The organism is Mycobacterium hippophais (assembly GCF_027529605.1).
Taxonomy (GTDB): Bacteria; Actinomycetota; Actinomycetes; order Mycobacteriales; family Mycobacteriaceae; genus Mycobacterium; species Mycobacterium arseniciresistens.
In genome coordinates, this window is sequence record NZ_JAPZPY010000003.1 from 76696 (window position 1) to 103077 (window position 26382).

Annotated in this window: 31 protein-coding genes; 24 read left to right on the forward strand and 7 right to left on the reverse strand. The window is 68.8% G+C overall.

Annotation, left to right across the window (positions count from 1 at the left end; all coding sequences use genetic code 11):
• Positions 1 to 55 precede the first annotated feature (55 nt).
• The 13 genes from O6P37_RS08910 (at position 56) to O6P37_RS08970 (ending at position 8043) form a co-directional block, all read left to right on the forward strand.
• Positions 56 to 2407 carry an arylsulfatase gene (locus O6P37_RS08910; protein ID WP_269893728.1) on the forward strand — a complete coding sequence of 784 codons (2352 nt, stop codon included), beginning with the start codon at positions 56 to 58 and terminating at the stop codon, positions 2405 to 2407.
• Positions 2408 to 2409: 2 nt separating this feature from the next.
• Positions 2410 to 3102: a hypothetical protein gene (locus O6P37_RS08915; protein WP_269893729.1), complete on the forward strand. Its 693-nt coding sequence runs from the start codon at positions 2410 to 2412 to the stop codon at positions 3100 to 3102.
• A 236-nt stretch (positions 3103 to 3338) separates the two neighbouring features.
• Entirely contained in the window at positions 3339 to 3707 is a 369-nt protein-coding gene (gene rplN, locus O6P37_RS08920) for a 50S ribosomal protein L14 (protein WP_137148880.1), read from the forward strand.
• Positions 3708 to 4025, forward strand: coding sequence for a 50S ribosomal protein L24 (gene rplX, locus O6P37_RS08925; RefSeq protein ID WP_269893730.1), 318 nt, complete (start codon positions 3708 to 3710; stop codon positions 4023 to 4025).
• Positions 4026 to 4028: 3 nt separating this feature from the next.
• Complete coding sequence (gene rplE / locus O6P37_RS08930; RefSeq protein ID WP_269893731.1) at positions 4029 to 4601, forward strand: 50S ribosomal protein L5; 573 nt, start codon at positions 4029 to 4031, stop codon at positions 4599 to 4601.
• A gap of 4 nt (positions 4602 to 4605) precedes the next feature.
• Complete coding sequence (locus O6P37_RS08935; protein ID WP_011558444.1) at positions 4606 to 4791, forward strand: type Z 30S ribosomal protein S14; 186 nt, start codon at positions 4606 to 4608, stop codon at positions 4789 to 4791.
• A gap of 98 nt (positions 4792 to 4889) precedes the next feature.
• Positions 4890 to 5288, forward strand: coding sequence for a 30S ribosomal protein S8 (rpsH, locus tag O6P37_RS08940; RefSeq protein WP_264011091.1), 399 nt, complete (start codon positions 4890 to 4892; stop codon positions 5286 to 5288).
• A gap of 14 nt (positions 5289 to 5302) precedes the next feature.
• Positions 5303 to 5839 (forward strand): 50S ribosomal protein L6, encoded by a 537-nt coding sequence (gene rplF / locus O6P37_RS08945; protein WP_269893732.1) that lies wholly within the window; start codon positions 5303 to 5305, stop codon positions 5837 to 5839.
• Between the two features lie 2 nt (positions 5840 to 5841).
• A complete protein-coding gene (rplR, locus tag O6P37_RS08950) occupies positions 5842 to 6252 on the forward strand; it encodes a 50S ribosomal protein L18 (RefSeq protein ID WP_276008208.1) in 411 nt (136 codons plus the stop codon).
• A gap of 28 nt (positions 6253 to 6280) precedes the next feature.
• A complete protein-coding gene (gene rpsE, locus O6P37_RS08955; protein WP_269893733.1) occupies positions 6281 to 6958 on the forward strand; it encodes a 30S ribosomal protein S5 in 678 nt (225 codons plus the stop codon).
• Between the two features lies 1 nt (position 6959).
• On the forward strand, positions 6960 to 7139 hold the full coding sequence (gene rpmD, locus O6P37_RS08960; RefSeq protein WP_269893734.1) for a 50S ribosomal protein L30: 180 nt from the start codon (positions 6960 to 6962) through the stop codon (positions 7137 to 7139).
• A 2-nt stretch (positions 7140 to 7141) separates the two neighbouring features.
• On the forward strand, positions 7142 to 7585 hold the full coding sequence (rplO, locus tag O6P37_RS08965; protein ID WP_269893735.1) for a 50S ribosomal protein L15: 444 nt from the start codon (positions 7142 to 7144) through the stop codon (positions 7583 to 7585).
• Between the two features lie 110 nt (positions 7586 to 7695).
• The gene (locus O6P37_RS08970; RefSeq protein WP_269893736.1) at positions 7696 to 8043 is read left to right on the forward strand and encodes a DUF732 domain-containing protein; all 348 of its coding nucleotides are present in this window, start codon (positions 7696 to 7698) and stop codon (positions 8041 to 8043) included.
• Here the strand turns inward: O6P37_RS08970 and O6P37_RS08975 are convergent.
• From O6P37_RS08975 to O6P37_RS08985, 3 genes are all read right to left on the reverse strand, one after another.
• On the reverse strand, positions 8040 to 9275 hold the full coding sequence (locus tag O6P37_RS08975) for a serine hydrolase domain-containing protein (RefSeq protein WP_269893737.1): 1236 nt from the start codon (positions 9273 to 9275) through the stop codon (positions 8040 to 8042). The two genes, O6P37_RS08970 and O6P37_RS08975, sit on opposite strands and share 4 nt — an antisense overlap.
• 125 nt (positions 9276 to 9400) lie before the next feature.
• Positions 9401 to 11020: an HNH endonuclease signature motif containing protein gene (locus O6P37_RS08980; protein ID WP_269893738.1), complete on the reverse strand. Its 1620-nt coding sequence runs from the start codon at positions 11018 to 11020 to the stop codon at positions 9401 to 9403.
• Between the two features lie 73 nt (positions 11021 to 11093).
• A complete protein-coding gene (locus tag O6P37_RS08985; protein ID WP_269893739.1) occupies positions 11094 to 12020 on the reverse strand; it encodes an LLM class flavin-dependent oxidoreductase in 927 nt (308 codons plus the stop codon).
• A gap of 55 nt (positions 12021 to 12075) precedes the next feature.
• On the opposite strand from O6P37_RS08985, the gene sppA reads away from it, so the two are divergent.
• Positions 12076 to 13863 (forward strand): signal peptide peptidase SppA, encoded by a 1788-nt coding sequence (gene sppA, locus O6P37_RS08990; RefSeq protein ID WP_269893740.1) that lies wholly within the window; start codon positions 12076 to 12078, stop codon positions 13861 to 13863.
• On the opposite strand, the gene O6P37_RS08995 is transcribed toward sppA, so the two are convergent.
• Genes O6P37_RS08995 through O6P37_RS09010 form a run of 4 tightly spaced genes read right to left on the reverse strand, consistent with a single transcriptional unit; the run spans position 13860 to position 17536 of the window.
• A complete protein-coding gene (locus tag O6P37_RS08995; protein ID WP_269893741.1) occupies positions 13860 to 14768 on the reverse strand; it encodes a class I SAM-dependent methyltransferase in 909 nt (302 codons plus the stop codon). The genes sppA and O6P37_RS08995 overlap by 4 nt on opposite strands.
• Before the next feature lie 10 nt (positions 14769 to 14778).
• The gene (locus tag O6P37_RS09000; protein ID WP_269893742.1) at positions 14779 to 15681 is read right to left on the reverse strand and encodes a class I SAM-dependent methyltransferase; all 903 of its coding nucleotides are present in this window, start codon (positions 15679 to 15681) and stop codon (positions 14779 to 14781) included.
• Positions 15678 to 16601, reverse strand: a complete 924-nt coding sequence (locus O6P37_RS09005) for a class I SAM-dependent methyltransferase (RefSeq protein ID WP_269893743.1) — start codon at positions 16599 to 16601, stop codon at positions 15678 to 15680. Before O6P37_RS09005 ends, O6P37_RS09000 begins: the two co-directional genes overlap by 4 nt.
• Positions 16602 to 16609: 8 nt before the next feature.
• On the reverse strand, positions 16610 to 17536 hold the full coding sequence (locus O6P37_RS09010) for a class I SAM-dependent methyltransferase (RefSeq protein ID WP_269893744.1): 927 nt from the start codon (positions 17534 to 17536) through the stop codon (positions 16610 to 16612).
• A gap of 148 nt (positions 17537 to 17684) precedes the next feature.
• Here O6P37_RS09010 and O6P37_RS09015 point away from each other — a divergent pair, with 148 nt between their 5' ends.
• The 10 genes from O6P37_RS09015 (at position 17685) to O6P37_RS09060 (ending at position 26315) form a co-directional block, all read left to right on the forward strand.
• Entirely contained in the window at positions 17685 to 17894 is a 210-nt protein-coding gene (locus tag O6P37_RS09015; protein ID WP_269893745.1) for a hypothetical protein, read from the forward strand.
• A 2-nt stretch (positions 17895 to 17896) separates the two neighbouring features.
• On the forward strand, positions 17897 to 18748 hold the full coding sequence (locus tag O6P37_RS09020) for an SDR family NAD(P)-dependent oxidoreductase (protein WP_269894146.1): 852 nt from the start codon (positions 17897 to 17899) through the stop codon (positions 18746 to 18748).
• Positions 18745 to 19665 (forward strand): ferritin-like domain-containing protein, encoded by a 921-nt coding sequence (locus tag O6P37_RS09025; RefSeq protein ID WP_269893746.1) that lies wholly within the window; start codon positions 18745 to 18747, stop codon positions 19663 to 19665. Before O6P37_RS09020 ends, O6P37_RS09025 begins: the two co-directional genes overlap by 4 nt.
• Position 19666: 1 nt before the next feature.
• Entirely contained in the window at positions 19667 to 21157 is a 1491-nt protein-coding gene (locus O6P37_RS09030) for a flavin-containing monooxygenase (RefSeq protein WP_269893747.1), read from the forward strand.
• A gap of 3 nt (positions 21158 to 21160) precedes the next feature.
• The gene (locus O6P37_RS09035) at positions 21161 to 22111 is read left to right on the forward strand and encodes a MerR family transcriptional regulator (protein ID WP_269893748.1); all 951 of its coding nucleotides are present in this window, start codon (positions 21161 to 21163) and stop codon (positions 22109 to 22111) included.
• Positions 22112 to 22328: 217 nt separating this feature from the next.
• Entirely contained in the window at positions 22329 to 23654 is a 1326-nt protein-coding gene (gene secY, locus O6P37_RS09040) for a preprotein translocase subunit SecY (RefSeq protein ID WP_264011112.1), read from the forward strand.
• Complete coding sequence (locus tag O6P37_RS09045; RefSeq protein ID WP_269893749.1) at positions 23651 to 24196, forward strand: adenylate kinase; 546 nt, start codon at positions 23651 to 23653, stop codon at positions 24194 to 24196. Before secY ends, O6P37_RS09045 begins: the two co-directional genes overlap by 4 nt.
• A 1-nt stretch (position 24197) precedes the next feature.
• A complete protein-coding gene (gene map / locus O6P37_RS09050; RefSeq protein ID WP_269893750.1) occupies positions 24198 to 24992 on the forward strand; it encodes a type I methionyl aminopeptidase in 795 nt (264 codons plus the stop codon).
• Positions 24993 to 25044: 52 nt separating this feature from the next.
• On the forward strand, positions 25045 to 25578 hold the full coding sequence (locus O6P37_RS09055) for a sigma-70 family RNA polymerase sigma factor (RefSeq protein ID WP_264011115.1): 534 nt from the start codon (positions 25045 to 25047) through the stop codon (positions 25576 to 25578).
• Entirely contained in the window at positions 25575 to 26315 is a 741-nt protein-coding gene (locus O6P37_RS09060; RefSeq protein WP_269893751.1) for an anti-sigma factor family protein, read from the forward strand. The genes O6P37_RS09055 and O6P37_RS09060 overlap by 4 nt, the downstream gene beginning before the upstream one ends.
• The last annotated feature ends 67 nt before the right edge of the window (positions 26316 to 26382 follow it).

Consider the following 26382-nt stretch of genomic DNA (forward strand, 5'->3'; position numbering starts at 1 on the left):
CCGAGGTGACCGATATGGACGGAATGGCGCGTCTCGCGGGTGTAGCGTCCCGGCCATGGCGCCGGAATTCGCGGGCAGGATCGACCTCGACATCCGGGATTCGGAGCCGGACTGGGGGCCCTACGCCGCGCCGACCGCGCCTTCCGGCGCGCCCAACGTGCTGTACCTGGTGTGGGACGACACCGGCATCGCGACGTGGGACTGCTTCGGAGGCCTGGTGGACATGCCCGCCATGAGCCGGATCGCCGACCACGGTGTGCGGATGAGCCAATTCCACACCACCGCACTGTGTTCGCCCACCCGGGCATCGATGCTCACCGGGCGCAACGCGACCACGGTCGGCATGGCCACCATCGAGGAGTTCACCGACGGATTCCCGAACTGCAACGGCCGCATCCCCTTCGACACCGCGTTGCTGTCCGAGGTGCTCGCCGAGCGGGGATACAACACCTACTGCGTCGGCAAGTGGCACCTCACGCCGCTCGAGGAGTCCAACGTGGCGGCCACCCGCAGGCACTGGCCGCTCTCGCGCGGGTTCGAGCGCTTCTACGGCTTCATGGGCGGCGAGACCGACCAGTGGTATCCCGAACTCGTCTACGACAACCACCCCGTCGCGCCGCCCGCCACCCCCGAGGACGGCTACCACCTGTCGAAAGACCTGGCCGACAAGACGATCGAGTTCATCCGCGACGCCAAGGTGATCGCCCCGGACAAGCCGTGGTTCACCTACCTGTGTCCCGGCGCCGGCCACGCACCGCACCACGTCGCCCCGGAGTGGGCGGACCGCTACGCCGGACGCTTCGACATGGGCTACGAGCGCTACCGCGAGATCGTGCTGGAGAACCAGAAGAAGCTGGGCATCGTCCCGGCCGACACCGAGCTGTCGCCGATGAACCCCTACCGCGGCGTCACCGGTCCGGACGGGCAGCCGTGGCCGGAGCAGGACACCGTGCGGCCCTGGGACTCGCTGAGCGGGGACGAGCAGCGGTTGTTCAGCCGGATGGCCGAGGTGTTCGCCGGGTTCCTGAGCTACACCGACGCCCAGATCGGCCGGGTGCTCGACTACCTCGAGGAGTCCGGCCAGCTCGACAACACGATCGTCGTCGTCATCTCCGACAACGGAGCCAGCGGCGAAGGGGGACCCAACGGTTCGGTCAACGAGGTCAAGTTCTTCAACGGCTACATCGACACCGCCGAGGAGGGCATGCGATTCCTCGACCGGCTGGGCGGCCCGCAGACCTACAACCACTATCCGATCGGCTGGGCGATGGCCTTCAACACGCCCTACAAGCTGTTCAAGCGCTACGCGTCACACGAGGGCGGCATCGCCGACACCGCCATCGTCTCGTGGCCGGCGGGCATCGCCGCGCACGGCGAGGTGCGCGACCACTACGTCAACGTCTGCGACGTCACCCCCACGGTGTACGACCTGCTCGGCATCACACCACCCGACACGGTGAAGGGCGTGGCACAGAAACCGTTGGACGGCATCAGCTTCCGCGCGGCACTGGACGACCCGGCCGCCGACACCGGCAAGGACACCCAGTTCTACACGATGCTCGGCACCCGCGGCATCTGGCATCGAGGCTGGTTCGCCAACACGGTGCACGCCGCGTCGCCGGCCGGCTGGTCGCACTTCGACCGCGACCGCTGGGAGCTGTTCCACATTGCCGGCGACCGCAGCCAGTGCCGGGATCTCGCCGCCGAACACCCCGACAGGCTCGAGGAACTCAAGGCGCTGTGGTTGCGCGAGGCCGAGAAGTACAACGGCCTGCCGCTGGCGGACCTGAACATCCTCGAGACGTTGTCGCGTCACCGGCCCTACCTGGCCGGCGCACGCGACTCATACTCCTACTACCCGGGCACCGCCGACGTCGGTGTCGGCGCCGCGGTCGAGATCCAGGGCCGGTCGTTCGCGGTGCGCGCCGACGTCCTGCTCGACGACGCGGACACCGAAGGCGTGGTGTTCAAACACGGTGGCGCACATGGCGGACACGTGCTGTTCTTCACCGACGGCCGCCTCCACTACGTGTACAACTTCCTCGGCGAGAAGGAACAGACGCTGTCCTCGCCGACGGCCGTCGGACCCGGCCGGCACACGCTGGGCGCCGGATTCGTCCGCACCGGCACGGTCGAGGGCAGCCACACCCCACTCGGCGAGGCGACGCTCTACGTCGACGACGAAGCCGTCGCAACGCTGCCGGGAATGCAGGTGCACCCCGGCACATTCGGGCTGGCGGGCGCGAGCCTGTCGGTCGGACGCAACACCGGCTCACCGGTGTCGCGCAGCTACACCGCGCCGTTCCCCTTCACCGGCGGCACCATCGCGCAGGTGAACGTCGACGTCTCGGGCACCCCGTATGCCGACCTGGACCGCGAGTTCGCGCGGGCGTTCGCAAGGGACTGACGATGAACAGAGCTCTCGTGCCGGTGCTGGCCGTGCTGTGCCTGGCGACGGCATGCGCGCGAACTGACGACGGCACAGCGGTGGCGGCGTCGCAGCCGCCGGGATCCGAGGAGTCGTCGCAGCCGTCGTCGAGCAGCCCGCCCGTGACACCGCCGTCCGGGCCGATCGACTTCGGGGTCGTCCCGACCGACCGGGTGCCGGTGCCGCCGGGAACCGTGACCTGCTCACCGGAGGCCCGGCCTGCCGCCGAGGCCACGGTGCCCGGACCCGGCCCCACCGCACCCGTGATCACCGTGGCCGTCCCGGACGGCTTCGGACCGCCGCAGCCCAGCGGCGACGGGGTGCTCATCGCGGGCCCCGAGGACATCAAGGCCCTGGTGACCGTGACCCCGACCGACGAGGAGCCGGCCTACGCGTTCGAGACGTACTCCGACCGGCTCGTCGCCGACTCGTCGATCAGCGCAGTGAGCGTGCTGCCCGGTGAGCTCTGCGACTACAGCGGCCAGGAACTGATGGGCACGCTGTCCAACACCGAACAGGACGCCATCGAGTACCGGGACCGCATCGTGCACATCTGGACCCCCGACGGCGGCATGTACCTGGCAGCCGTGCACGTCACGGCGCCGATGGCGGCCGCGGGCTTCGAGGCCGCGGCCGAGGTGTTCACCGGGGACTTCGCCGTCGCACTACCCTGAAACCCGCGCCCGCGAGCGCAGCGCCACCGGCCACAGCGGGTTCCGCGGCCGGGGCCGTGATCGCTGACCAGCGACGATTTGGTTCTCCGCAGGTCCTCACCTAGAATCAACGGGTTGCCTTGGGCAGACCTCGGCCGATCCATTCGGATGGGCCCTGCGTGCTCTTCGGTGACGCAAGACCGCGTACGACCAGGTCGGTATCTGGCGTGCAGACATAACCCAGGTCAGGAGATCGAGTGATTCAGCAGGAATCGCGGCTGAAGGTCGCCGACAACACGGGTGCCAAGGAGATCTTGTGCATCCGTGTGCTCGGTGGCTCGGGTCGGCGATACGCCGGCATCGGCGATGTGATCGTGGCGACCGTCAAGGACGCCATCCCCGGCGGCAACGTCAAGCGTGGCGACGTCGTCAAGGCCGTCATCGTCCGCACCGTCAAGGAGCGCAGGCGCGCCGACGGCAGCTACATCAAGTTCGACGAGAACGCCGCCGTCATCATCAAGCCCGACAACGACCCGCGCGGCACCCGCATCTTCGGCCCGGTCGGCCGCGAACTGCGTGAGAAGCGCTTCATGAAGATCGTCTCGCTTGCCCCGGAGGTGTTGTAGATGAAGGTCCACAAGGGCGACACGGTGCTGGTCATCTCCGGCAAGGACAAGGGCGCCAAGGGCAAGGTCATCGAGGCCTACCCGACCCGCGAGAAGGTCCTCGTCGAGGGCGTCAACCGGATCAAGAAGCACACCGCGCAGTCGGCGAACGAGCGGGGCGCGTCCTCAGGCGGCATCGTCACGCAGGAGGCGGCGATCCACGTGAGCAACGTGATGGTGATCGACTCCGACGGTAACCCGACCCGCATCGGCTACCGCTTCGACGACGAAACGGGCAAGAAGGTCCGCGTCTCGAAGCGCAACGGCAAGGACATCTAGTAAATGACCACTGTTGAGAACTCAGAGAAGACCCTCCCCCGCCTGAAGCAGCGCTACCGCGACGAGATCAAGGACGCGCTGAACAAGGAGTTCGGCTACGCCAACGTCATGCAGATTCCCGGCGTGGTCAAGGTCGTCGTCAACATGGGTGTCGGCGACGCCGCCCGCGACGCCAAGCTGATCAACGGCGCGGTCAACGACCTGGCGCTGATCACCGGCCAGAAGCCGGAGATCCGCCGCGCCCGCAAGTCGATCGCACAGTTCAAGCTCCGCGAGGGCATGCCGATCGGTGCGCGCGTGACGCTGCGCGGCGACCGGATGTGGGAGTTCCTGGACCGGCTGACCTCGATCGCGCTGCCGCGTATCCGCGACTTCCGCGGCCTGAGCCCCAAGCAGTTCGACGGCACGGGCAACTACACCTTCGGCCTGAACGAGCAGTCGATGTTCCACGAGATCAACATCGACGACATCGACCGGCCCCGTGGCATGGACATCACCGTCGTCACCACGGCGACGAACGACGACGAAGGACGAGCGCTGCTGCGGGCGCTGGGCTTTCCGTTCAAGGAGAACTGAGCAGATGGCAAAGAAGGCGCTGGTCAACAAGGCCAACAAGAAGCCCAAGTTCAAGGTGCGGGGTTACACCCGCTGCCAGCGGTGCGGCCGTCCCCACGCGGTGTTCCGCAAGTTCGGGCTGTGCCGCATCTGCCTGCGCGAAATGGCGCACGCGGGTGAGCTGCCCGGTGTGCAGAAGTCCAGCTGGTAAGCCGGCTTTCAAATCAGACCAATCCAAACAGGTTGCGGTAGGCCCCCGATGGAACTGACCACAGTGGGAACCGCCGCGAGGAAGGTGAACCGGCTGTCATGACAATGACGGACCCGATCGCAGACTTCTTGACACGTCTGCGCAACGCCAATTCGGCGTACCACGACGAGGTGACACTGCCCCACTCGAAGATCAAGGCCAACATCGCCGAGATCCTCAAGGAGCAGGGTTACATCTCCGATTTCCGCACCGAGGATGCCCGCGTCGGCAAATCCCTTGTGGTGCAGCTCAAGTACGGCCCGAGCCGCGAGCGGAGCATCGCGGGTCTGCGCCGGGTGTCCAAGCCCGGCCTGCGGGTGTACGCGAAGTCAACCAACCTGCCCCGGGTGCTCGGCGGCCTGGGCGTGGCGATCATCTCCACGTCGTCGGGCCTGCTCACCGACCGCCAGGCAGCGCGAAGCGGCGTGGGCGGCGAAGTCCTCGCCTACGTGTGGTGAGGGGGAACTGAATCATGTCGCGCATTGGTAAGCAACCGGTCACCATCCCCAACGGGGTCGATGTGACCATCGACGGTCAGAACGTCTCGGTGAAGGGGCCCAAGGGCACCCTGGCCGTGGCCCTGGCCGAGCCGATCAAGGTTTCACAGGACGACGGCGCCATCGTGGTGACCCGCCCCAACGACGAGCGGCGCAACCGCTCGCTGCACGGGCTCTCGCGGACGTTGGTGGCCAACCTGGTCACCGGTGTCACCGAGGGGTACACCACCAAGATGGAGATCTTCGGCGTCGGCTACCGCGTGGTGCTCAAGGGCAACACGCTGGAGTTCGCGCTGGGATACAGCCACCCCGTCATCATCAACGCGCCCGAGGGTGTGACCTTCGCGGTGGAGACGCCGACGAAGTTCTCGATCTCGGGCATCGACAAGCAGAAGGTCGGCCAGATCGCGGCCAACATCCGCCGCCTGCGCAAGAGCGATCCCTATAAGGGCAAGGGGATCCGCTACGAAGGTGAGCAGATCCGCCGCAAGGTCGGAAAGACAGGTAAGTAGAGATGGCTACTGCGAAGACAGAAGCCCCCACCACGCGCAAGCCCGTGGGGCAGAACATCTCCCAGACCCGCCGGACGTCGCGACTGCGTCGGCACGCGCGGCTGCGGAAGAAGGTCGCCGGCACCGCCGACGTGCCGCGCCTGGTCGTGCACCGCTCCTCGCGGCACATCCACGTGCAGCTGGTCGACGACCTCACCGGCACCACCCTGGCGGCGGCCTCGTCCATCGAGGCCGACGTGCGGGCGGTGGACGGCGACAAGAAGGCCCACAGCGTTCGCGTCGGTCAGCTGATCGCGGAGCGCGCCAAGGCCGCGGGTATCGACAAGGTCGTGTTCGACCGCGGCGGATACACCTACGGCGGACGGATCGCATCGCTCGCCGATGCGGCTCGCGAAGGCGGGCTCACGTTCTGATGATTGTTAGCAACGGAAGGACTGCATGATGGCCGAGCAGGCAGCAGGAGCGGCCGGGCCGGCGACGTCCGACCAGCGAGGCTCCCGCGACAATCGCGGCGACAACCGGGGTCGTCGTGACGACCGCGGTGGACGCGGCGGACGCGACGGTGGCGACAAGAGCAACTACCTGGAGCGCGTCGTCGCGATCAACCGGGTTTCCAAGGTGGTCAAGGGTGGTCGGCGTTTCAGCTTCACCGCCCTGGTCATCGTCGGTGACGGCAAGGGCATGGTCGGCGTCGGTTACGGCAAGGCCAAAGAGGTGCCCGCCGCGATCGCCAAGGGCGTCGAGGAGGCTCGCAAGGGCTTCTTCCGCGTGCCGCTGATCGGTGGCACCGTCACGCATCCGGTGCAGGGTGAGGCGGCCGCAGGCGTGGTGATGCTGCGTCCGGCCAGCCCCGGTACCGGTGTGATCGCCGGTGGTGCGTGCCGTGCGGTGCTGGAATGCGCCGGCGTGCACGACATCCTGGCCAAGTCGCTGGGCAGCGACAACGCGATCAACGTGGTGCACGCCACCGTTGCCGCGCTGAAGATGCTGCAGCGTCCGGAAGAGGTGGCCGCCCGACGCGGGCTGCCCATCGAGGATGTCGCCCCGGCCAGCATGTTGCGGCACCGTCGTGAGGCTGACGCGCTGGCCGCGTCGGCTGCACGTGAAGGGTCGTCATGACATGGCTGAACTGAAGATCACCCAGGTGCGCGGCACCATCGGTGCGCGCTGGAACCAGCGGGAGAGTCTGCGCACACTCGGCTTGCGGAAGATCCGCCAGTCGGTGGTCCGTGAGGACAACGAGCAGACCCGCGGACTCATCAAGACCGTGCACCACCTCGTTGACGTAGAGGAGGTCTGAGAATGACACCGATCAAGCTCCATGACCTGAGGCCGGCACCCGGCGAGAAGAAGGCCAAGCAGCGCGTCGGTCGCGGCGAGGGCTCCAAGGGCAAGACCGCAGGCCGTGGCACCAAGGGCACCAAGGCCCGCAAGAACGTCCCGGCGACGTTCGAGGGCGGCCAGATGCCGATCCACATGCGGCTGCCGAAGCTCAAGGGCTTCAAGAACCGCTTCCGCACTTCGTATGAGGTGGTGAACGTCGGCGATCTCGACCGGCTGTTCCCCAAGGGCGGCGACATCGGCCTCGACGAGCTCGTGGCGGCCGGTGCGGTGCGCAAGAACACGCTGGTGAAGGTGCTGGGCGACGGCAAGGTGTCAGTCAGCGTCAATATCAGCGCCCACAAGTTCAGCGGTAGCGCTCGCGAGAAGATCACCGCCGCAGGCGGATCGGCGACCGAGCTTTAAGCATCGAACAGAGGCCCCGCACGCTTCCCGCGTGCGGGGCCTTTGTCGTTGACGTAACGTTGCACGACGCCGGCGCGATCACACAGCGACTGCGAACCGAGGAGCAGGCCATGATCCGGTACTTCCGTTCTGCCGCCGTAGCGGTAGCCGTCGCCGGCATCGCCATGTGCGGTGGTGCAGCGACCGCCCACGCCGACACCAACGACGAGCGGTTCCAGAAGGTGATCACCGAGATGGGCCTGAAGGCCGCACCGGGAACCGACATCCCGGCGATGGGGCGCGCCGTCTGCGACGCGATCACCCAGCAGCTGGCCGCCAATCCGAACCCGGCGCCGGTGGTGCGCGGCGTGGTGTCCACACTGGAGAACAGCAACATGACCCGTGAGGAGGCGGTCGGCTTCATGCGGGCGTCGGTGGCTGTCTACTGCCCCCAGCATCGCCGCATCACGGGCCGCTAGGTCTGCGGACGCGTCTTCAGTACGTCACGGAAGAGCGCCTGGCGGATCGCGAGTTCCCGCGGGTCGCTGTAGAGATGGAACCCCTGCCGGTTCATCACGTATGCGAATCCGGTAGCGGTGTCGGGATCGGCGAAACCGAAGGAGCCGCCGAATCCGGGCGTGCCGAAGGCCTTCTCTGACGAGCCGAAGGCGAGATGCGGTGGGATCGGCTTGCAGAATCCGAGTGAGTAGGACGCGTCGACGTGGATTACCCTGTCGCTCATTCCCTTGCTCGGCGGTACGGCGTCCGCCTGCAGTGCGTCGAATGTGTCGGTGTCGAAGCCGAGCTCGGCGCCGCCGGTGGCCGCGTCACCGTAGAGCCGGGCAATGGAATCGGCGGTGCCGTGGCCGTTGACGGACGGGATCTCGACGGCCCGCACGTCCGGGCGGTTGTACGCGCCGTCGAAGGGGTTGATGTCCCTGGGGACACCGACCGTTCGCGCCGTCAGGCCGACCGGGTTGAGCGACGTCGCGAGGAACCCCGGCGGCATCACGTTCATGTGCAGCAGCGTCTCCCATCGTTTCCAGTAGTGCACGAGGGCGATCCGGTCGGCGCTGACGGTGTCCGGAAGTCCGATGTGAAGGTCGAGGCCCATCGGTGTGGCGATCTCGTCGGCGAGGAACCGGCCGAGCGTGCGGCCGGCCGGGTCGGTGCGGCGGATCAACTCGGACTGGTACCACCCCAGGGTGATGGCGTGATAGCCGTGCCGGGTCCCCGGAACCCAGGCGGGCTTCTGGGCCGCTAGCATCGCCGAGAGGCGCTGGGTGTCGGCGACATCGGCGAGTGTGGGTGCCGGGGTCAGGGCGCAGAGACCGGCCTGGTGGGCGAGGAGTTGACGCACCGTGATGTCGGCCTTGCCGGCCTGCGCGAATTCGGGCCAGAGGTCGGCGACCCGGTCGTCGTAGGAGAACAGGCCCTTCGACACTGCGGCCGCAGTCGTCAGCGCCGCAATGCCTTTGGTCGTGGAGAACATGTTGACGATGGTGTCGCGCTGCCACGGCTGCTTCGTGAGGCCGTTGCGGTAGCCGCCCCACATGTCGACCACTTTGACGCCGTCGCGGTAGACGGCGACGGCGGCGCCGATCTCTTCTCGGGCGGCGAAGTTGGCGCGGAAGGCGTCGGCCACCTTGCCGTAGCCCTCGTCGGCGTCGCCGTGAATGTCGTCCGGTGATACCGCGACCTTGAGCACCATGTTGACCTCCCGCCTTGACGGCAGAATATGGCACCGCATGCGCGGCGGAGCGGGATTCCGGCAGCTCCGCGCATGCGGATACCACCGACGTGTGATGGCGTCGGCGGTGCGCTGCCGCGGTGTCGCTAGAAGGGTGGTGGTTCGTCGCCGGGTTGTGGTGGTGGCTTGGCGGCGAACAGTGCGTCGAGTGCTTGTCGGCGGGCGCGGCGGCGGGCTTCGCGGTGTTCGCGGTTCTGTTGGCGTTCCGCGGCGATGCGGGCGGCTTTGTTCTGGGCTCGGGTGCGTTGGCGTTTGGGCATCATCGCGGTGCGCTCACCCCGTTGGTCGTCTTGGGTGACGCGTCGGACGGCGGCGGCCGTCGGAGTGCATAGGTAGGGAAACAGCAGCGCCGCTCCGGGTGTGGTGGTGTAGGTCTGACCCGCCGGACTGGTCCAGATGACCGTCCCGTCGCGGTGTTGTTGATCGCGCCAGCCCCAGAACGTTTTGATCAGATGATGTAGGCGGCAGAGGCATTTGAGGTTCGACGCCTGGGTCGGCCCGCCTTGGCTGTAGGGGACGGTGTGGTCGATGTCGGCCTCCCAGGCCGGCACGTCGCAACCCGGGAATCGGCAGCCCATGTCGCGGCACCGCACGAACTCCGCCAGATTCCGGGACGGGGTGTAGCGGGGTTCGGGCGGGCCGTCGCCGGGATGGACGAGCGGCCGGACCGTGGCGTGCTCGGCGAGGCCGGCGATCAGTTCGGGCGGCAGGATCGCACCGTTGCGCACCAGGGACGCCACCGAGTCATCGGCAGTGGCTGAGCCGGCATCGGTCTCGGCAGGCTCGGCCGGTTGGGCGGCGGGCTCGGCAGGCTCGGCGGGCCCGGAATCCGCGCTCTCGGCCGGTTGGGCGGCGGGCTGGGCTTCGGTGTCGGCGTGGTCGTCGGGGCCGTTCACGACATGGATGACGAAGGGGGCGGCGATCGCGTTTTTCTTGGGGCAGTCGGAATTGGCGCACTGGCATGGCAGGCGCTCGGCGCCGCTGCACAGTGCGGCGATCGCATCGACGCGGCGCTGCCTTCTGGTGCGGGGGTCGTCGGTGCAGACCGTGTCGGCCATCGCGTCGACGCTTCGCTCGAAGATCTCGGCGTCGGTGATGGGCATGGCGCCACCGAATGTGCTCATGCCGTCCAGGCCGTCGTGGAACCAGAGCTCGCGTTCATCTGCGGCCTTCTTGCGCCGCCGCACCGCGTCGCTGTCCTCGCGGGCGATGATCCGGTCGACATGCCCGCAGAGCTGTCCGTAGCTCAGTGTCGCCAACCGGGCCGCCGCGCCGGCGAGCTTGGCGTCGACGTGGGTCAGGATAGCGGGGTCGGTGATCAGATCGGTGCGGTGCAGCAGGGTGTCGACGATGGGCAGACTCAGATCACCGGCGCGGAAGGTCGCTGCGACCAGCGGTAGGCGTTCCCGGAGGCCGCGGGCGAGGCTGACCTGTTTCTTGGCCCAGTCGTGGACGATGTTGAGTGCGGCGGCGACGTCGACCGCCACGGCGGATTCGGTGTCTACGGCCCACTGGTCGCTGACCTCGTCCCGCTCAGACATCCGCAGTGCGTACAGCTCACCGATCGCGGTCAACCGGGCCGCGGCGTGCTGGTTCTCCCGGCGCGCCGCCGCCACCACAGCGGAGATCAGTTCGCGCGCCTCGACCGACTCCGGACGCGCGACGGCCAGCACTTGGTCGAAGCTTGCCTGCGCCGGATCGAACATACTTTCGATTATGGCAGAGGGGTACGACACGCGGAACCGGTAAATGCAGGATGTGGACAACCGCGCGCCGAATTCAGCGCAACTGTGGAAGAACCTCAGCGGCAAGCCGTTCCATCTGCTCACGGTCCTCGGCGACGCCGGCGCCCAAGGGATTGAGCAGAACCATCTGCGCCCCCGCGTCGATCACCTCACACAGGCCGCGCGCCACGTCGTCCGGCGTGCCCGCGACCGGGACGTCCTCGATGCCCGCCATCCCGCCGTAGATCCGGCGCAGTCCGGTCAGCACGCGTTCCCGCGCCCGCTCCGCGTCGTCGTCGACCGCGAGGTACACCCGCTTGCCGATCGTGAACTGCCCGGCGTCTCTACGTTGTTCGTCGAGTTCGCGGCGCACCACGCGGACGGCGTCGGCGAAAGCCGCGGTCGTCGACGAGCCGGCACCCAGGAAGGCGTCGCCGAGCCGCACCGCCCGGGCGAGCGCCTTCGGGGCATTGGCGCCGAACCAGATCGGCGGATGCGGCCGCTGCACCGGCTTGGGCTGGATCGGTAGGTCGTCGACGTCGCGGAAGCGGCCGTGGAACGTCACCCGCGGCTCGTCGGACCAGGCCGCCTTCATGAGTTCGAGCCCTTCGGTGAAGCTGCTGACGAAGGTGGCGCGCTCCACGCCGAACGCCTCGAACCTGCGTCGCTTGCCGCCCGCCGCCACACCGAGATCCAGCCGACCGTGACTGAGCCGGTCGACGGTCGTCACCGCAGCGGCCAACTGCAGCGGATCATGCAGCGCCGTGAGCATCACCCCGACCCCGAGCCGCAGCCGGGTGGTGCAGGCGGCGGCATACGCGAGCAGCTCGAGCGGCGCCAGCACCGGTGTCGGCCCGACCGCCTGCTCCAGCACCCAGCCGCCCTCGAAACCCAATTCCTCCGCCCGTGCCAGGAAGGCCCTCACCCCCTCGGCGTCGAAGCCGTCGGGGTCCAGTTGAGGTATCGCGATGGAGAACCGCACCCGACCACCGTACGAGGCCGACCGGGCGGTCCCGGGCAATCGGTACGCTCGCAATATGGCCGCTTTCCTCCCGGGTATTCCCGGCCCCGACGACCTACGCGGACTCGTCCGCCGCGTCGACACCGCACGTCACCACGGCGTTCCCGACGGATGCATCCTCGAACTCGATCTGCAGTCGGTGCCGAAGGAGAGCAACGGATTCGATCCGCTCGCGATGCTCGCCGGCGGCGGGCGTCCACCGGTACTGCGCCAGGTCGTCGCCGCCATCCACCGCGCGGCCGAGGACGACCGGGTGGCCGGGTTGATCGCGCGGGTGCAGTTCCCGGTCTGGGCCGCGGGCCCGGTGCAGGAGCTGCGCGAGGCGATCTCGGCGTTCAGCGACGTCAAGCCGACACTGGCCTGGGCCGAGGCGTACCCCGCCACACTGTCGTACTACCTGGCCTCGGCGTTCCGCGAGGTGTGGATGCAGCCGTCGGGCACCGTCGGGCTGATCGGTTTCGCGACCAACGCGATGTTCCTGCGCGACGCGCTGGACAAGGCGGGCATCGAGGCGCAGTTCATCGCGCTCGGCGAGTACAAGTCGGCGGCCAACGTGTTCACCGAAGACTGCTACACCGACGCCCACCGCGAGGCCGACAGCCGGCTGATCGAGAGCATCAAGTCGCAGGTGTGGGATGCGATCGCCGAGTCGCGCCACATCGACCGTGCGGGCATCGACGCGTTGGCCGACAAGGCACCACTGCTGCGCGACACCGCCGTCACCGCCGGCCTGGTGGACCGGATCGGATTCCGCGACAAGGCCTACGCCCGGATCGCCGAACTGTCCGGCGCAGAAGACATCTCGCCCGAGGCCGGCGATCCCGACGGGCCTGACGCCCCACCGCGGCTGTTCCTGTCCCGCTACGCGCGGGCCACCGCGCCCCGCCCCACCCCGTCGCTCCCCGGCCGCAAGGCCAAGCCGACCATCGCGGTGGTGACGCTGGACGGCCCGATCGTCAGCGGGCGTGGCGGCCCCGGGCTGCTACCGCTGGGGAACTCGAGCGCAGGCGGCGACACCATCGCCGCGGCGTTGCGCGAGGCCGCCGCCGACGACTCGGTGTCGGCGATCGTGCTGCGCGTGGACAGCCCCGGCGGATCGGTGACGGCGTCGGAGACGATCTGGCGCGAGGTGGTCCGGGTGCGCCGCGGCGGCACGCCGGTGGTCGCCTCGATGGGCGCGGTGGCCGCGTCCGGCGGCTACTACGTCTCGATGGACGCCGACGCGATCGTCGCGAACCCCGGCACCATCACCGGGTCGATCGGCGTCATCACCGGCAAGCTGGTGGCGCGCGAACTCAAGGACCGCCTCGGTGTCGGCTCGGATTCGGTGCGCACCAACGCCAACGCCGATGCATGGTCGCCGAACGCCCCGTTCACCGACGAGCAGCACGCGCAGGTCGTCGCCGAGGCCGACATGTCCTACACCGACTTCGTCGAACGCGTCGCGGCGGGCCGCAAGCTGTCGGAGGAGGCGGTGGAGGCGGTGGCCCGCGGTCGGGTGTGGACGGGCGCCGACGCCAAGGAGCACGGCCTGGTCGACGAACTGGGCGGCCTGCGCACCGCGATCAACCGGGCCAAGGTGCTCGCCGGTCTTGACGCCGACGCCGACGTGCGCCTGGTGGGCTATCCGGGGTCCTCGCTGATGGACATGCTGCGGCCGAGGCAGTCCTCGCAGCCCGCCGCGGCCTCACTGCCCGACGCGCTCGGCGCGCTGGTGGGCCGTTCGGTCGTCGGGATGCTCGGCCAGGCCGAACGGTCGTTGACCGGGGTGAACGCGTTGTGGCTGGGGGACCACCGCTTCTAGCGGCGGCCGCTGACGTAGACGATCTCGCCCATGGGGTCGTCCTCGCCGAGGTCGGGAACCACAAGGCCGTAGCGCGCGAACAACTCTGACCGCGGCGTGCTGTCCATCCGCCAGCCCTTGGCCGTCAGGTACTCCGCCGCGCTCTGCCGTTCGCCGTGGTAGATCAGCGACGGCATGTCGATGTCCAGACCCTGCCTGCGGAACTCCGCCGTGGCCGCGCGCGCCTTCTCCGGGTCGAAATCCCGCATCCCCGGGACGAATTCGGTGGCGACGGCGCTGCCCGGCTCCGACAGTGCATCGATGTCGTCGAACAACCGGTCCTGCGCCTCGGGCGGCAGATAGATCAGCAGTCCCTCGGCGCACCACGCGGTCGGCGCACCGGCGTCGAATCCGGCGGCCCGCAACGCGGCCGGCCAGTCCTCACGCAGATCGATCGGGACCGTGCGGCGCTGCGCCGTCGGCGCCGCACCGATGTCCTCCAGCGTGCGGGTCTTGAACTCGATCACCTCGGGCTGGTCGATCTCGTAGACCACGGTGCCGTCCGGCCACGCCAGCCGGTAGGCCCGCGAATCCAGGCCGGACGCCAGGATCACCGCCTGACGGATCCCACCGGCGGTGGCCGCCTCGAAGAAGTCGTCGAAGAACTTCGTGCGCACCGCCATCTCGTCGATGTTGGCCTGCACCCGCGGCGCGGACTCAGGGTCGAGGTCGGACATGTCCAACTCGCCGTCGGCGATCTTGGCGAAGAACTCGATGCCCACCGCCCGCACCAGGGGAGCCGCGAACGGGTCGTTGATCAGTCCGCGCGGGTCGCGGCTGGCGACGGCCCGGCCTGCGGCCACCATCGTCGCCGTCGCGCCCACGCTGGACGCCAGGTCCCAGCTGTCGTCATCTGCACGTGCCACGTGGATCACGCTACGTCGTGAGGGTGGCCGACAGATAGCCCGAGTCGCCGAACACCCTGAGCAGGTCGTCCTCGGGGAACGCGAACCCGTTGGCGGCGTAGGCCTCTGTGCTCGACACCGTGCTGACCTGCCAGCCGTGATCGGCGAGGTACACACCGGCGGGGGTGCGCTCCCCGGTGTAGAACAGCGCGGCAAGGTCGATGTCGGAGCCGACCCGCTTCGCGCGCTCGGTGAGCTCGGCGGCCCAGTTCTCGGGCAGTGCGGTGGTGTCCATGTGCTCGGTGGCCAGCCGGCTGCCCGGCGCGCTGAGTGCGGTGATGTGGTCGAACAACCGGTCCTGCGCGTCGGGCGGCAGGTACACCAGCAGTCCCTCGGCGATCCAGGCCGTCGGCACCTGCGGGTCGAAACCGCTGTCGCGCAACGCCTGCGCCCAGTCGTCGCGGAGGTCGACGGCGACGGTGCGGCGGTCGGCGGCCGGGGTGGCGCCGGCGTCGGCGAGCACGCGGGTCTTGAACTCGATCACCTGCGGCTGGTCGATCTCGAACACCACGGCGCCCGACGGCCACTCCAGCCGGTAGGCGCGGGTGTCCAGACCGGACGCCAGGATCACCGCCTGCCGCACGCCCGAAGCGCACGCGTCGGTGAAGAAGTCGTCGAAAAACCGTGTGCGCACAGCGATCTGCTCGCTCATGCGCCTGCGGTCGAGGATCGGGTCACCGGGCACGTGCACCTGTCCCTCGGCCACCTTGACGAACGCCTCGAGTCCGACGGCCTTGACCAACGCGTCGGCGTAGGGATCGTCGATCAGGGCATCGGGGCCCTTCGACGCCAGGGCGCGTGACGCGGCCACCGACGTGGCCGTGGCGCCGACACTGGACGCGAGGTCCCAGGTGTCACCGTCGGTTCGGGTCATGCTGTCTCCTCTTCTCGGATTGCGGTGACGGCCAGCGACTCCCGTAGGGATGCCAGTTCGTCGTTGTCGGGGAACTCGCGGCCGTACCCGGCGAACACCTCGGGCCGCGAGCGCGAAGCGACGTCCCAGCCGCGCTCGCGCAGATAGTCGGCGACCGGTGTCCGCTCACCGGGATAGAACAGCTGGGACAGGTTCACGTCGAACCCGTGGTCTCGCCACTGGCGGCCCAACCGGTCGGCCTTCTCGCCGATCCCGGCGCCCGCGTCGGCGTGGTCCTCGGTGGCCAGCCGGCTGCCGGGCGCGCTGAGGGCGGTGATGTCGTCGAACAGCCGGTCCTGGGCGTCGGGTGGCAGATAGCGCAACAGCCCCTCTGCGCTCCAGGCCGCCGGTGCACTGTCGTCGAAACCCGCGGCGCGCAAGGCCGCAGGCCAGTCCTCTCGGAGGTCGACGGCGACGGGGCGGTGGCGGGCGGCCGGTTCCGCACCGATACCCGCCAATGTCTGCGTCTTGAAGGCGATCACCTCCGGCTGGTCGATCTCGTAGACGACGGTGCCGTCGGGCCACGCCAGCCGGTAGGCCCGCGAATCCAGGCCGGACGCCAGGATCACCGCCTGACGGACCCCCGCCGCGGCCGAATCGACGAAGAAGTCGTCGAAGAACTTGGTCCGCACCGCCATGATCTCGGTCAGCACCTGCGACGCGGCCCGGGCTTCGACGGTGTCGTCGGGCAGTTCCAGGTCGCCGTCGACCAGCCGGGTGAAGAAGTCGACGCCGACCGCGCGCACCAGCGGCGCCGCGAACGGGTCGTCGATCAGCGCGCCGGGTTCGCGGCTGGCGAGTGCGCGTGCCGCGGCCACCATGGTCGCCGTCGCGCCGACACTGGACGCCAGATCCCAACTGTCGGAGTCGGTTCGTGCCATCGGAGGCCCTACCTGACGGCGGAGACGTAACGGATGTCGGCGAAGTTGGCGCTGTCGCCGTCGGCCGGTGGCAGGCCGACCCGCACAAGAAGGTCGGTGGCGGTGATGCTCTCGGCGCTCCAGCCGCTGCCCTCGAGGTAGGCCGCCACCTCGGCGCGCTCGCCGGTGTACACCAACTCGGAGAAGTCGAGATCGAAGCCGTGCCTGCTCCACTGGTCGGAGACGGCCTTCATCTTCGACCGCAGCTCGTCCTCGTCGATGTCCTCCTGGTGGACGACACCCTCGGCGGCGATGCGGCTGCCCGCGGGGCTCAACTCGGTGATCTGGTCGAGCAGCCGGTCCTGCGCCTCGGGCGGCAGGTAGCCGAACAGTCCTTCGGCGATCCAGGCCGTCGGCGCGGTGCGGTCGAAGCCCGCGGCGGTCAGTGCGCCGACCCAGTCGTCGCGCAGGTCCACCGGCACGGTGCGCCGGTCGGCGCTCGGGGCGGCCCCGAGGTCGGCCATCGTGCGGGTCTTGAACTCGACGACCTCGGGCTGGTCGATCTCGAACACCACGGTGCCCGCCGGCCACGGCAGCCGGTAGGCGCGGGCGTCCAGACCCGCCGCCAGGATCACGGCCTGCCGGACGCCGGCGCGGGCGGCGTCGAGGAAGAACTCGTCGAAGAACCGCGTACGCGCGGCCATCCCGTCGGCGAACCGGTCCATGTTGCCGACGCCGCCGGTCGCCTCGGGGTCGAGTTCGCTGGGCTGCAGCTCACCGCTGGCCAGCTTCGTGAAGAACTCGACGCCGACCGCACGCACCAGGGGCTCGGCGAACGGATCGTCGATAACCGGATCGTCGGCCCTGGTCGCGACGGCGCGGGCGGCGGCCACCATGGTTGCCGTGGCCCCCACGCTCGAAGCCAGGTCCCAGGTGTCGTTGTCGGTGCGCGCCATGTCTCCCTCTCTGCACGTCGGACGGTTACTTAGCTGATGTAATCGACAGTACCCGCCGAACCTGAACGGCTCCTGAAAGTGCGACCAACGTCGACAACGCAGAATGTTGTCATTGACCAATGTCACCATTGGGTGTTGACTCGGTCGGGTGACAACGATGTCCGCCACCACAGTGGCCGCCGACTCCAGCATTCGTCGGCGCGGGTCCCGCCGGTCACGCGCGGCGGCCGCGATGAGCGCGGTGACCCTGCTGTCTCCGGAGGCGGTGCACGCCATGCGGTACGCGGCCGGGTTCATCGGCTCGGCGTTGCGCAGCACGCAGATCGACGCCGACACGGATACGGAGAAGGTGGGATGACGATGTTCGGATTCGGCGACAGGCGCAGCCGGGACTCGCGGGCGGTGATCACCGGCGCGGGCAGCGGCATCGGCGCTGCGTTCGCCGTCGAGCTGGCCGACCGCGGTGGGCGGGTGGTGTGCTCCGACATCGACGAGATCGCCGCGCAGCGCACCGTCGACGCGATCACCGACCAGGGCGGTGACGCGATCGCCGTGCGCTGTGACGTGTCGGCGGTCGGCGACGTCGAACAGCTTGCAGCGCAGGCACAGTCATGGTTCGGCGCGCCACCCACGCTGGTGGTGAACAACGCCGGTGTCGGGGCGGGCGGCGCGCCGATCGGCGAGGTGTCACTCGAGGACTGGTCGTGGACGCTCGGCATCAACCTGTGGGGGCCGATCCACGGCTCCCACGTCTTCGCGCCGGTGCTGCGCGAGGCCGGCTACGGCGGCATCATCAACGTCGCATCCGCCGCCGCGTTCGGCGCCGCGCCGGGGATGGCGGCCTACAACGTCAGCAAGGCAGGGGTGCTGTCGCTGTCGGAGACACTGGCCGCCGAATTGTCCGGCACCGGTGTCGAAGTCACCGTGCTGTGCCCGACGTTCGTCAAGACCAACATCGTCGCCGCGGGACGGATCTCCGACGAGTCGACACGACTCGCCGAGACCCTGATGCGGTGGACCGGGATGTCCGCGACCCGGGTGGCCCGGCAGTGCCTCGACACCCACGACCGCGGCGGTCTGTACTGCATGCCCCAGCTCGACGCCCGGATGGGCTGGGCGGTCAAACGACTGACACCGGGCGTCTACACCCGCGCGGTCGGCCTGGTGTCGCGCATCAACCTCCCCACGCAGAGCAAGGAGATCATCCGATGAGCATGGACATGGACGCGATGCTGGCCAAGATCAAGGACCGGCAGTGGGCGCTGGCCGACATCGACTGGGACGCGCCCGGCGCCGAGACCATCAGCGACGAGTTCCGGCCGAAGCTCAAGGCGTTCATGGCCGACCTGTGCTGGATCGAGAACGTCGGCGCCCGCGGCTTCGCCGCACTGGCCAAGAAGGCGCCCACCCCCACCCTCGCCGAGATCTACCGGTACTTCCATGCCGAGGAGCAGCGGCACGCCAACGCCGAACTCGCGCTGATGAAGCGGTGGGGGATGCTCGAGGACGGCGAGATGCCCGAGCCGAACGTGAACATCAGGCTCGTCATCGAGTGGCTCGACAAGTATTCCGACGACATGTCGCTGTCGGTGCTGGGCACCGTCATCCCGATGCTCGAGGTGGCCCTCGACGGCGCACTGCTCAAGTTCCTGCTCGACGAGGTCGAGGACCCGGTGTGTCACAAGGTCTTCGAGAAGATCAACAACGACGAGTCCCGGCACATCGCGGTGGACTTCGAGGTGCTCAACATGATCGGCCATGCCAAGGCGCGCAAGCTGGCCGTCGACTTCGTCGGCAGCTTCGCCACCCCCGGACTGGTCATCGGCATGATCATGTACGTCCCGCTGCTCAACCGCATGCGCAACAACATCGTCGACATGGGGCTGGAACCGGAGCGGCTGTACAAGGCGATGAAGCGCTTCAAGGAACTCGGTGGCCGTGCCGAGTTCACCTGGCGGGTGCCGACCTACCAGATCCTGAAACTGCACGGCCGGATGGTGGTCAATCCGCGCCACCCGTACCACTGGCTGGCCAACCCGATGGTGCGGGCGTCCGACCTGTACCCGCGCAAGCTGCTGCGTCCGATCCCCAGCTGGTTCAAGGAACTGACCTACGAGCCGGCGGCCTGACATGGCGCGCACCACGGTTCACGACACGCTGATCGTCGGCGCCGGCTTCACCGGCATCGGGTCGGCCATCAAGCTCCGCGAGGCCGGCGTCACCGACTTCGTCATCCTCGAGCGCAGCGACCGGGTCGGCGGCACCTGGCGTGACAACACCTATCCCGGTGCGGCATGCGACATCCCGTCGCTGCTCTACTCGTTCTCGTTCGTCCCAAACCCGGCCTGGTCACGGGCTTACTCGCCGGCCGACGAGATCTGCCGCCACATCGAGGAACTCGTCGACAACTCGGGGTTGCGCAGCCGCATCCGGTTCGGCGTCGAGGTCACCGGCCTGCACTTCGACGAGGCCGCAGGGGAGTGGACGGTGATGGCGGGCCGCAAGAGGTACCGCGCCCGCACCGTCGTGCTGGCATCGGGCCCGCTGCCCGACCACAAACCGCCGGACATCCGGGGCCTCGACACCTACCGCGGCCACACCATCCACAGCGCCCGCTGGGACCACGACTACGACTTCACCGGCAAGCGGGTCGCGGTGATCGGCACCGGCGCGAGTGCCGTACAGATCGTGCCCGAACTGGTCAAACGCGCCGCCTTCGTCAAGGTGTTCCAGCGCACCCCCGGCTGGGTCCTGCCCCGGCTCGACGTCGCGGTGCCGCCGGTGGTGCAGGAACTCTTCGCCAAAGTGCCTGCCACCCAACAACTCGCGCGGCAGGCACTGTTCTGGGGGCACGAGGCCACCGCGACGGCACTGGTGTGGAACTCGCCGCTGACGTCCCTGGTGGCCCGGCTCGGCAAGGCCCACCTGCACCGCCAGGTCAAGGACCCGTGGATGCGCCGCCAGCTCACCCCCGACTTCACACCGGGCTGCAAGCGGATGCTGATGTCCAGCGACTACTACCCGGCGCTGCAGGCCGACAACTGCAAGCTCATCGACTGGCCGATCGCGACGGTGAGCCCCGTCGGCATCCGCACCAGCGACGGGATCGAACACCACCTCGACTGCATCGTCTTCGCCACCGGCTACGACGTGCACCTGACCGGACCGCCCTATCCGGTGACCGGACTCGGCGGCAGGTCGCTGCAGGACGAGTGGAAGCGCGGCGCGCAGGCCTACAAGAGCGCCAGCGCGCACGGCTACCCGAACCTGTTCTTCATGACCGGCCCGAACTCCGGGCCGGGTCACAACTCGCTGCTGGTGTACGTCGAGGGCCAGATCGACTACGCGGTTCGCGCCATCACCACCATCCTCGACGGCGGCTGGCGCTACCTCGACGTCCGCCGCGACGTCCAGCGCCGCTACAACGAGCGGATGCAGAAGCGGCTCGGCGCCACCACGTGGATGTCGGGGTGCACCAGCTGGTACCTCACCGAGGACGGGTTCAACGCGTCGATGTACCCGGGATTCGCGACGCAGTATCTTCGACAGATGCGCGACTTCCGGATCGGCGACTACCACGCGGTGGCCGACGGCCGCGCGGTCGCCCGGTCCAGCGCCTGAGCCGTGGCCCGCGAGCGGACACCGCGCGACCAGGCAGGCGCGGTCACCGCCATCCTGGCCACCCTGCGCAAGGCGCCGGGACGGGTCCGTCGACAGTCCCGCGACCTCATCGAGACGGCCGTCTCGCAGCTCTTCGACGCGGCCGTGCGCCAGGCCCTCGACACCGGGACCGACGGTGAGTACCGCATCGACGACCTGGCCCGGCTGGCCGGCACCACCACACGCAACGTGCGGGTGTACCGCGACCGCGGGCTGCTGCACCCGCCGCTGCGGGTCGGCCGCATCGCGGTGTTCAACGACACCCACCTGACCCGGCTGCGGCTGATCACCTCGATGCTCGACCGCGGCTACACCCTGGCCCACGTCGACGAGATGCTCAGCGCCTGGGAACAGGGCAAGAGCATCGGCGACGTGCTGGGCCTGGAGACCGCGCTGGCGGGCACCTGGGCCGCCGAGAAGCCGGAGACCATGAGCAGGGCCCGCGCCGAAGAACTGGTCGGCGACGCGGTGGCGTTCGACCGGCTGGTGGCACTGCGATTGATCAGGCTCGACGACGAGGCGCCGGACACCAGCGCCGACTCGGACCCGAAGGTCACCGTCGTGCGGCCCAAGCTGCTCGAGGCGTTCGAGGAGATCCGCGGCTACGGCATCGGCATCGACAAGCTGATCGATGTCTACGAACAGACGCTGGGGCCGGTCACCGAGATCAGCAACATCCTGGTGCGGACCGGCGCCGAGCACGTCACCGAGCGGATCCGGCCGGGGGAGGGGCTGCCCGCCGACACCGAGATCGCCGAGCTGATCACCATGCTGGTGCGGTTCCGGACGCAAGCCGTGGCTCAGGTGGCGGCGACGCTCGCGGCGTCCATCGAGGCTTCGATCGAGACTCTGGCAGGGCAGATCCTCAACGATCTCATCGACCAGTCGGCCGACGCCCACCAGGACGGATCGTGATCGGACACGCGCGGTGGACCGGGCGCCGATACCCCGGCCGACCTGGTCAACGATGCGGGGATGACGAGGGCCAACTGTTACTCTCGTAGACTGTTTCACGCGCGACTTCCGCAGGCTGTGCGCCCGCGGGGCTGACGCGCACATTTGACCAATACGCTGGACGAATCCAGCCCCATTTGGCACGCCGCGCTGAGAGGTCGGCTGCGCAGGAGGAAGAGTGCTCTCGGCTTTCATCTCGTCACTGCGGACGGCCGACCTGAGACGCAAGATCCTGTTCACGCTCGGCGTGGTGATCCTCTACCGGGCCGGCGCACAGCTGCCGTCTCCCGGTGTCGACTACCCCAACGTGCAACAGTGCATCGAGCAGGTCAGCGGCGGTGACTCCGGTCAGATCTATTCACTGATCAACCTGTTCTCCGGCGGCGCGTTGCTGCAGCTGTCGATATTCGCGGTGGGCGTGATGCCCTACATCACCGCGAGCATCATCGTGCAGCTGCTCACGGTGGTGATCCCACGCTTCGAGCAGCTCCGCAAGGAAGGCCAGTCCGGCCAGGCCAAGATGACGCAGTACACGCGTTACCTGGCCGTCGCGCTGGCGGTCCTGCAGTCCACCAGCATCGTGGCGCTGGCTGCCAACGGCGGTCTGCTCCAGGGCTGCACCCTCGACATCATCAACGACCAGTCGATCTTCGCGCTGGTCATCATCGTGCTGGTGATGACCGCGGGCGCCACGCTGGTGATGTGGATGGGCGAACTGGTCACCGAGCGCGGCATCGGCAACGGCATGTCGCTGCTGATCTTCGCCAGCATCGCGGCGGCGATCCCCGGCGAGGGCAAGTCGATCCTGGACAGCCGCGGCGGCATGGTCTTCACGCTGGTCTGCATCGCCGCGCTGATCATCATCATCGGCGTCGTCTTCGTCGAGCAGGGCCAGCGCCGGATCCCGGTGCAGTACGCCAAGCGCATGGTGGGCCGCAAGATGTACGGCGGCACGTCTACCTACCTGCCGCTGAAGGTCAACCAGGCCGGCGTCATCCCGGTGATCTTCGCGTCCTCGCTGATCTACATCCCGCACCTCATCACCCAGCTGATCCAGAGCGGCAGCAGCAGCCCGGGCACCGGCTGGGTGGAACGGATCGTCGCCGAGTACCTGACCGACCCCAGCAGCCCCGCCTACATCGCCGTCTACTTCGGGCTGATCATCTTCTTCACGTACTTCTACGTGTCGATCACGTTCAACCCCGACGAGCGGGCCGACGAGATGAAGAAGTTCGGCGGCTTCATCCCGGGCATCCGGCCCGGCAAGCCGACCGCCGACTACCTGCGCTACGTGCTGAGCCGGATCACGCTGCCGGGCTCGATCTACCTCGGTGTGATCGCCGTCCTGCCGAACCTGTTCCTGCAGATCGGCAACACCGGCACCGTCCAGAACCTGCCGTTCGGCGGCACCGCGGTGCTCATCATGATCGGCGTGGGCCTCGACACCGTGAAACAGATCGAGAGCCAGCTCATGCAACGCAACTACGAAGGGTTCCTGAAGTGAGGATCGTTCTGCTGGGACCGCCGGGGGCGGGCAAGGGGACGCAGGCGCAGAAGCTCGCCGAGAAGCTCGGCATCCCGCACGTCTCCACCGGGGACCTCTTCCGCAAGAACATCAGCGAGAAGACCCCGCTCGGTGAGGAGGCCAAGCGCTACCTCGACGCCGGCGACCTGGTCCCCAGCAGCCTGACCAACGCGCTCGTCGAGGACCGCATCGGTGACGACGACGCCAAGGACGGGTTCATCCTCGACGGCTTCCCGCGCTCGGTGGAACAGGCGAAGGCGCTGCACGACATCCTGGAGGCGCACGGCCTGCAGCTCGACGCCGTGCTGGAGTTCCAGGTGTCCGAGGACGAGCTGCTGTCCCGGCTCAAGGACCGCGGCCGCGCCGACGACACCGAAGAGGTCATCCACAACCGGATGAAGGTGTACCGCGACGAGACCGAGCCGCTGCTGGAGTACTACCGCGACGAGCTGAAGACCGTCGAGGCCGTCGGCTCGCTCGACGAGGTCTTCGCCCGCGCGCTGCGCGCCCTCGGTAAGTGACGTGGCCGGCCTGAGACTGCGCAGCCGCAAGGTCGTCCCGCAGCGCAGCGCCGGTGAACTCGACGCGATGGCCGCGGCCGGCGCGCTGGTCGCCGCGGCACTGCGCGCCGTGCAGGCCGCCGCCGCCCCCGGAGTGTCCACCAAGGAACTCGACGGGGTCGCAGAATCGGTGATCCGCGACGGTGGCGGCATCCCGTCGTTCCTCGGCTACCACGGCTTCCCGGCCAGCATCTGCTCATCGGTCAACGAGCGGGTCGTGCACGGCATCCCGTCGGGTGACGAGCTGCTGGCGGCCGGTGACCTGGTGTCGATCGACTGCGGGGCCATCCTCGACGGCTGGCACGGCGACTCCGCAGTCACCTTCGGGGTGGACGCGCTCATCGACGCCGACCACAACCTCTCGGAGGCCACCCGCTCCGCCATGGAGGCCGGGATCGCCGCGATGGTGCCCGGCAACCGGCTCACCGACGTGTCACACGCGATCGAGGTCGAGACCCACGCCGCCGAACAGCGCCACGACCGTGCGTTCGGCATCGTCGCCGGCTACGGCGGCCACGGGATCGGCCAGCAGATGCACATGGACCCGTTCCTGCCCAACGAGGGCGCACCCGGCCGCGGGCCGCTGCTTGCGCCCGGCTCGGTGCTGGCCATCGAACCCATGCTGACGCTGGGGACGACCAGGACCATCGTGCTCGCCGACGAGTGGACGGTCGTCACCGCCGACGGATCGCGGGCGGCGCACTGGGAACACACCGTCGCCGTCACCGACGACGGGCCACGCATCCTCACCGCCTGACGGCGAATGAACCTGGCCACCGTTGCCGTCGTGTCACAGACGGAGGTTGGTCATGGAGGACCCAGAGGCCGCGATGATGCGGATGCTCTACGCCGAGCATGCCGCGGCGTTGTGGCGCTATGCGCTGCGCCTCACCGGTGACCAGGCCAGCGCCGAGGACGTGGTCCAGGAGACGCTGCTGCGGGCCTGGCGGCGGCAGCCCGAAGGGGTGGCGGTCAGTCATCTCGACAGCGGCGCGCGCTCGCCGCGGGCCTGGCTGTTCACGGTGGCCCGCAACCTCGTCATCGACGACCGCCGCAGCGCCCGGTACCGCAACGAGTCCGGCACGCCGGTCGTGGAAGACGTCGCCGACCGGGCGGGTCCCGACGAGGTGAGTGCCACCCTGGACCGGATGACGCTGCACGCCGCGCTGGCCGGCCTGTCCGACGACCACCTGGCCGTCATTCGGCGGGCGTACTACGACGGGGCTGCCACCGGACAGATCGCGCAGGAGCTGCAGATCCCGGAGGGCACGGTGAAGTCCCGGCTGCACTACGCGGTGCGGGCGCTGCGGCTGAATCTGCAGGAGATGGGGGTGACCCGGTGAACCATCATGGTGATGCTGGGGCGGAGGCCGCGCCCCCCGACGATCGGTACGTCACCTGGGACGCCGCCTACGTGCTCGGCGCCCTGTCCGGGGCCGAGCGCCGCGAGTACGAAGGGCATCTGGCCGGCTGCGGCCGCTGCCGATCCGCGGTGGCCGAGCTCAGCGGCATCCCGGCACTGCTGGCCACACTCGACGCCGACGAAGTGCGCGTGCTCGACGAGCAACCCGCCGATCCGCCACCGCTGCGGCCCGAGGTGCTCGCGGCGGTGCTCGACAGGGTCGGGTCGCGGCGCCGCCGCTACCGCAGGGTGACCACAGCGGCCGTCGGCCTGGCGGCCGCGCTGCTCGCCGCCGGCGCCGTCATCGCGATCCGCCCGGAAATCGTCGGGCTGCAACCGACGACCACCACGCAGGCCGGCCCCCCGTCGCTGGAGATGGCGAAGGTGTCACCGACACCCATCAACGCGTCCATCACGATGAGCGGATTCGGCTGGGGCACCCGCATCGACATGACGTGCACGTACGGCGACTGGGGCAATAGTGACGCCGCACCGCAGACGCTCGCCATGGTGGTGATCGGCCGCAACGGCAGCCGGTCGGAGATCGCCAGCTGGCTCGGCCTGTCTGGTGCGACCGCCATGCCGAGCGCGAACACCCCGATGCAGCCGGAGGAGATCGCGGCCGTGCAGATGATCTCGACGCCCGACGGCACTGTGCTCCTGGAGAAAAAGCTGTGAATCACCCGACCGGGTGAACCGCACCGGGCCGCCCGTCGTGTCTATGGAGAGCGCACCGGAGTGCGAC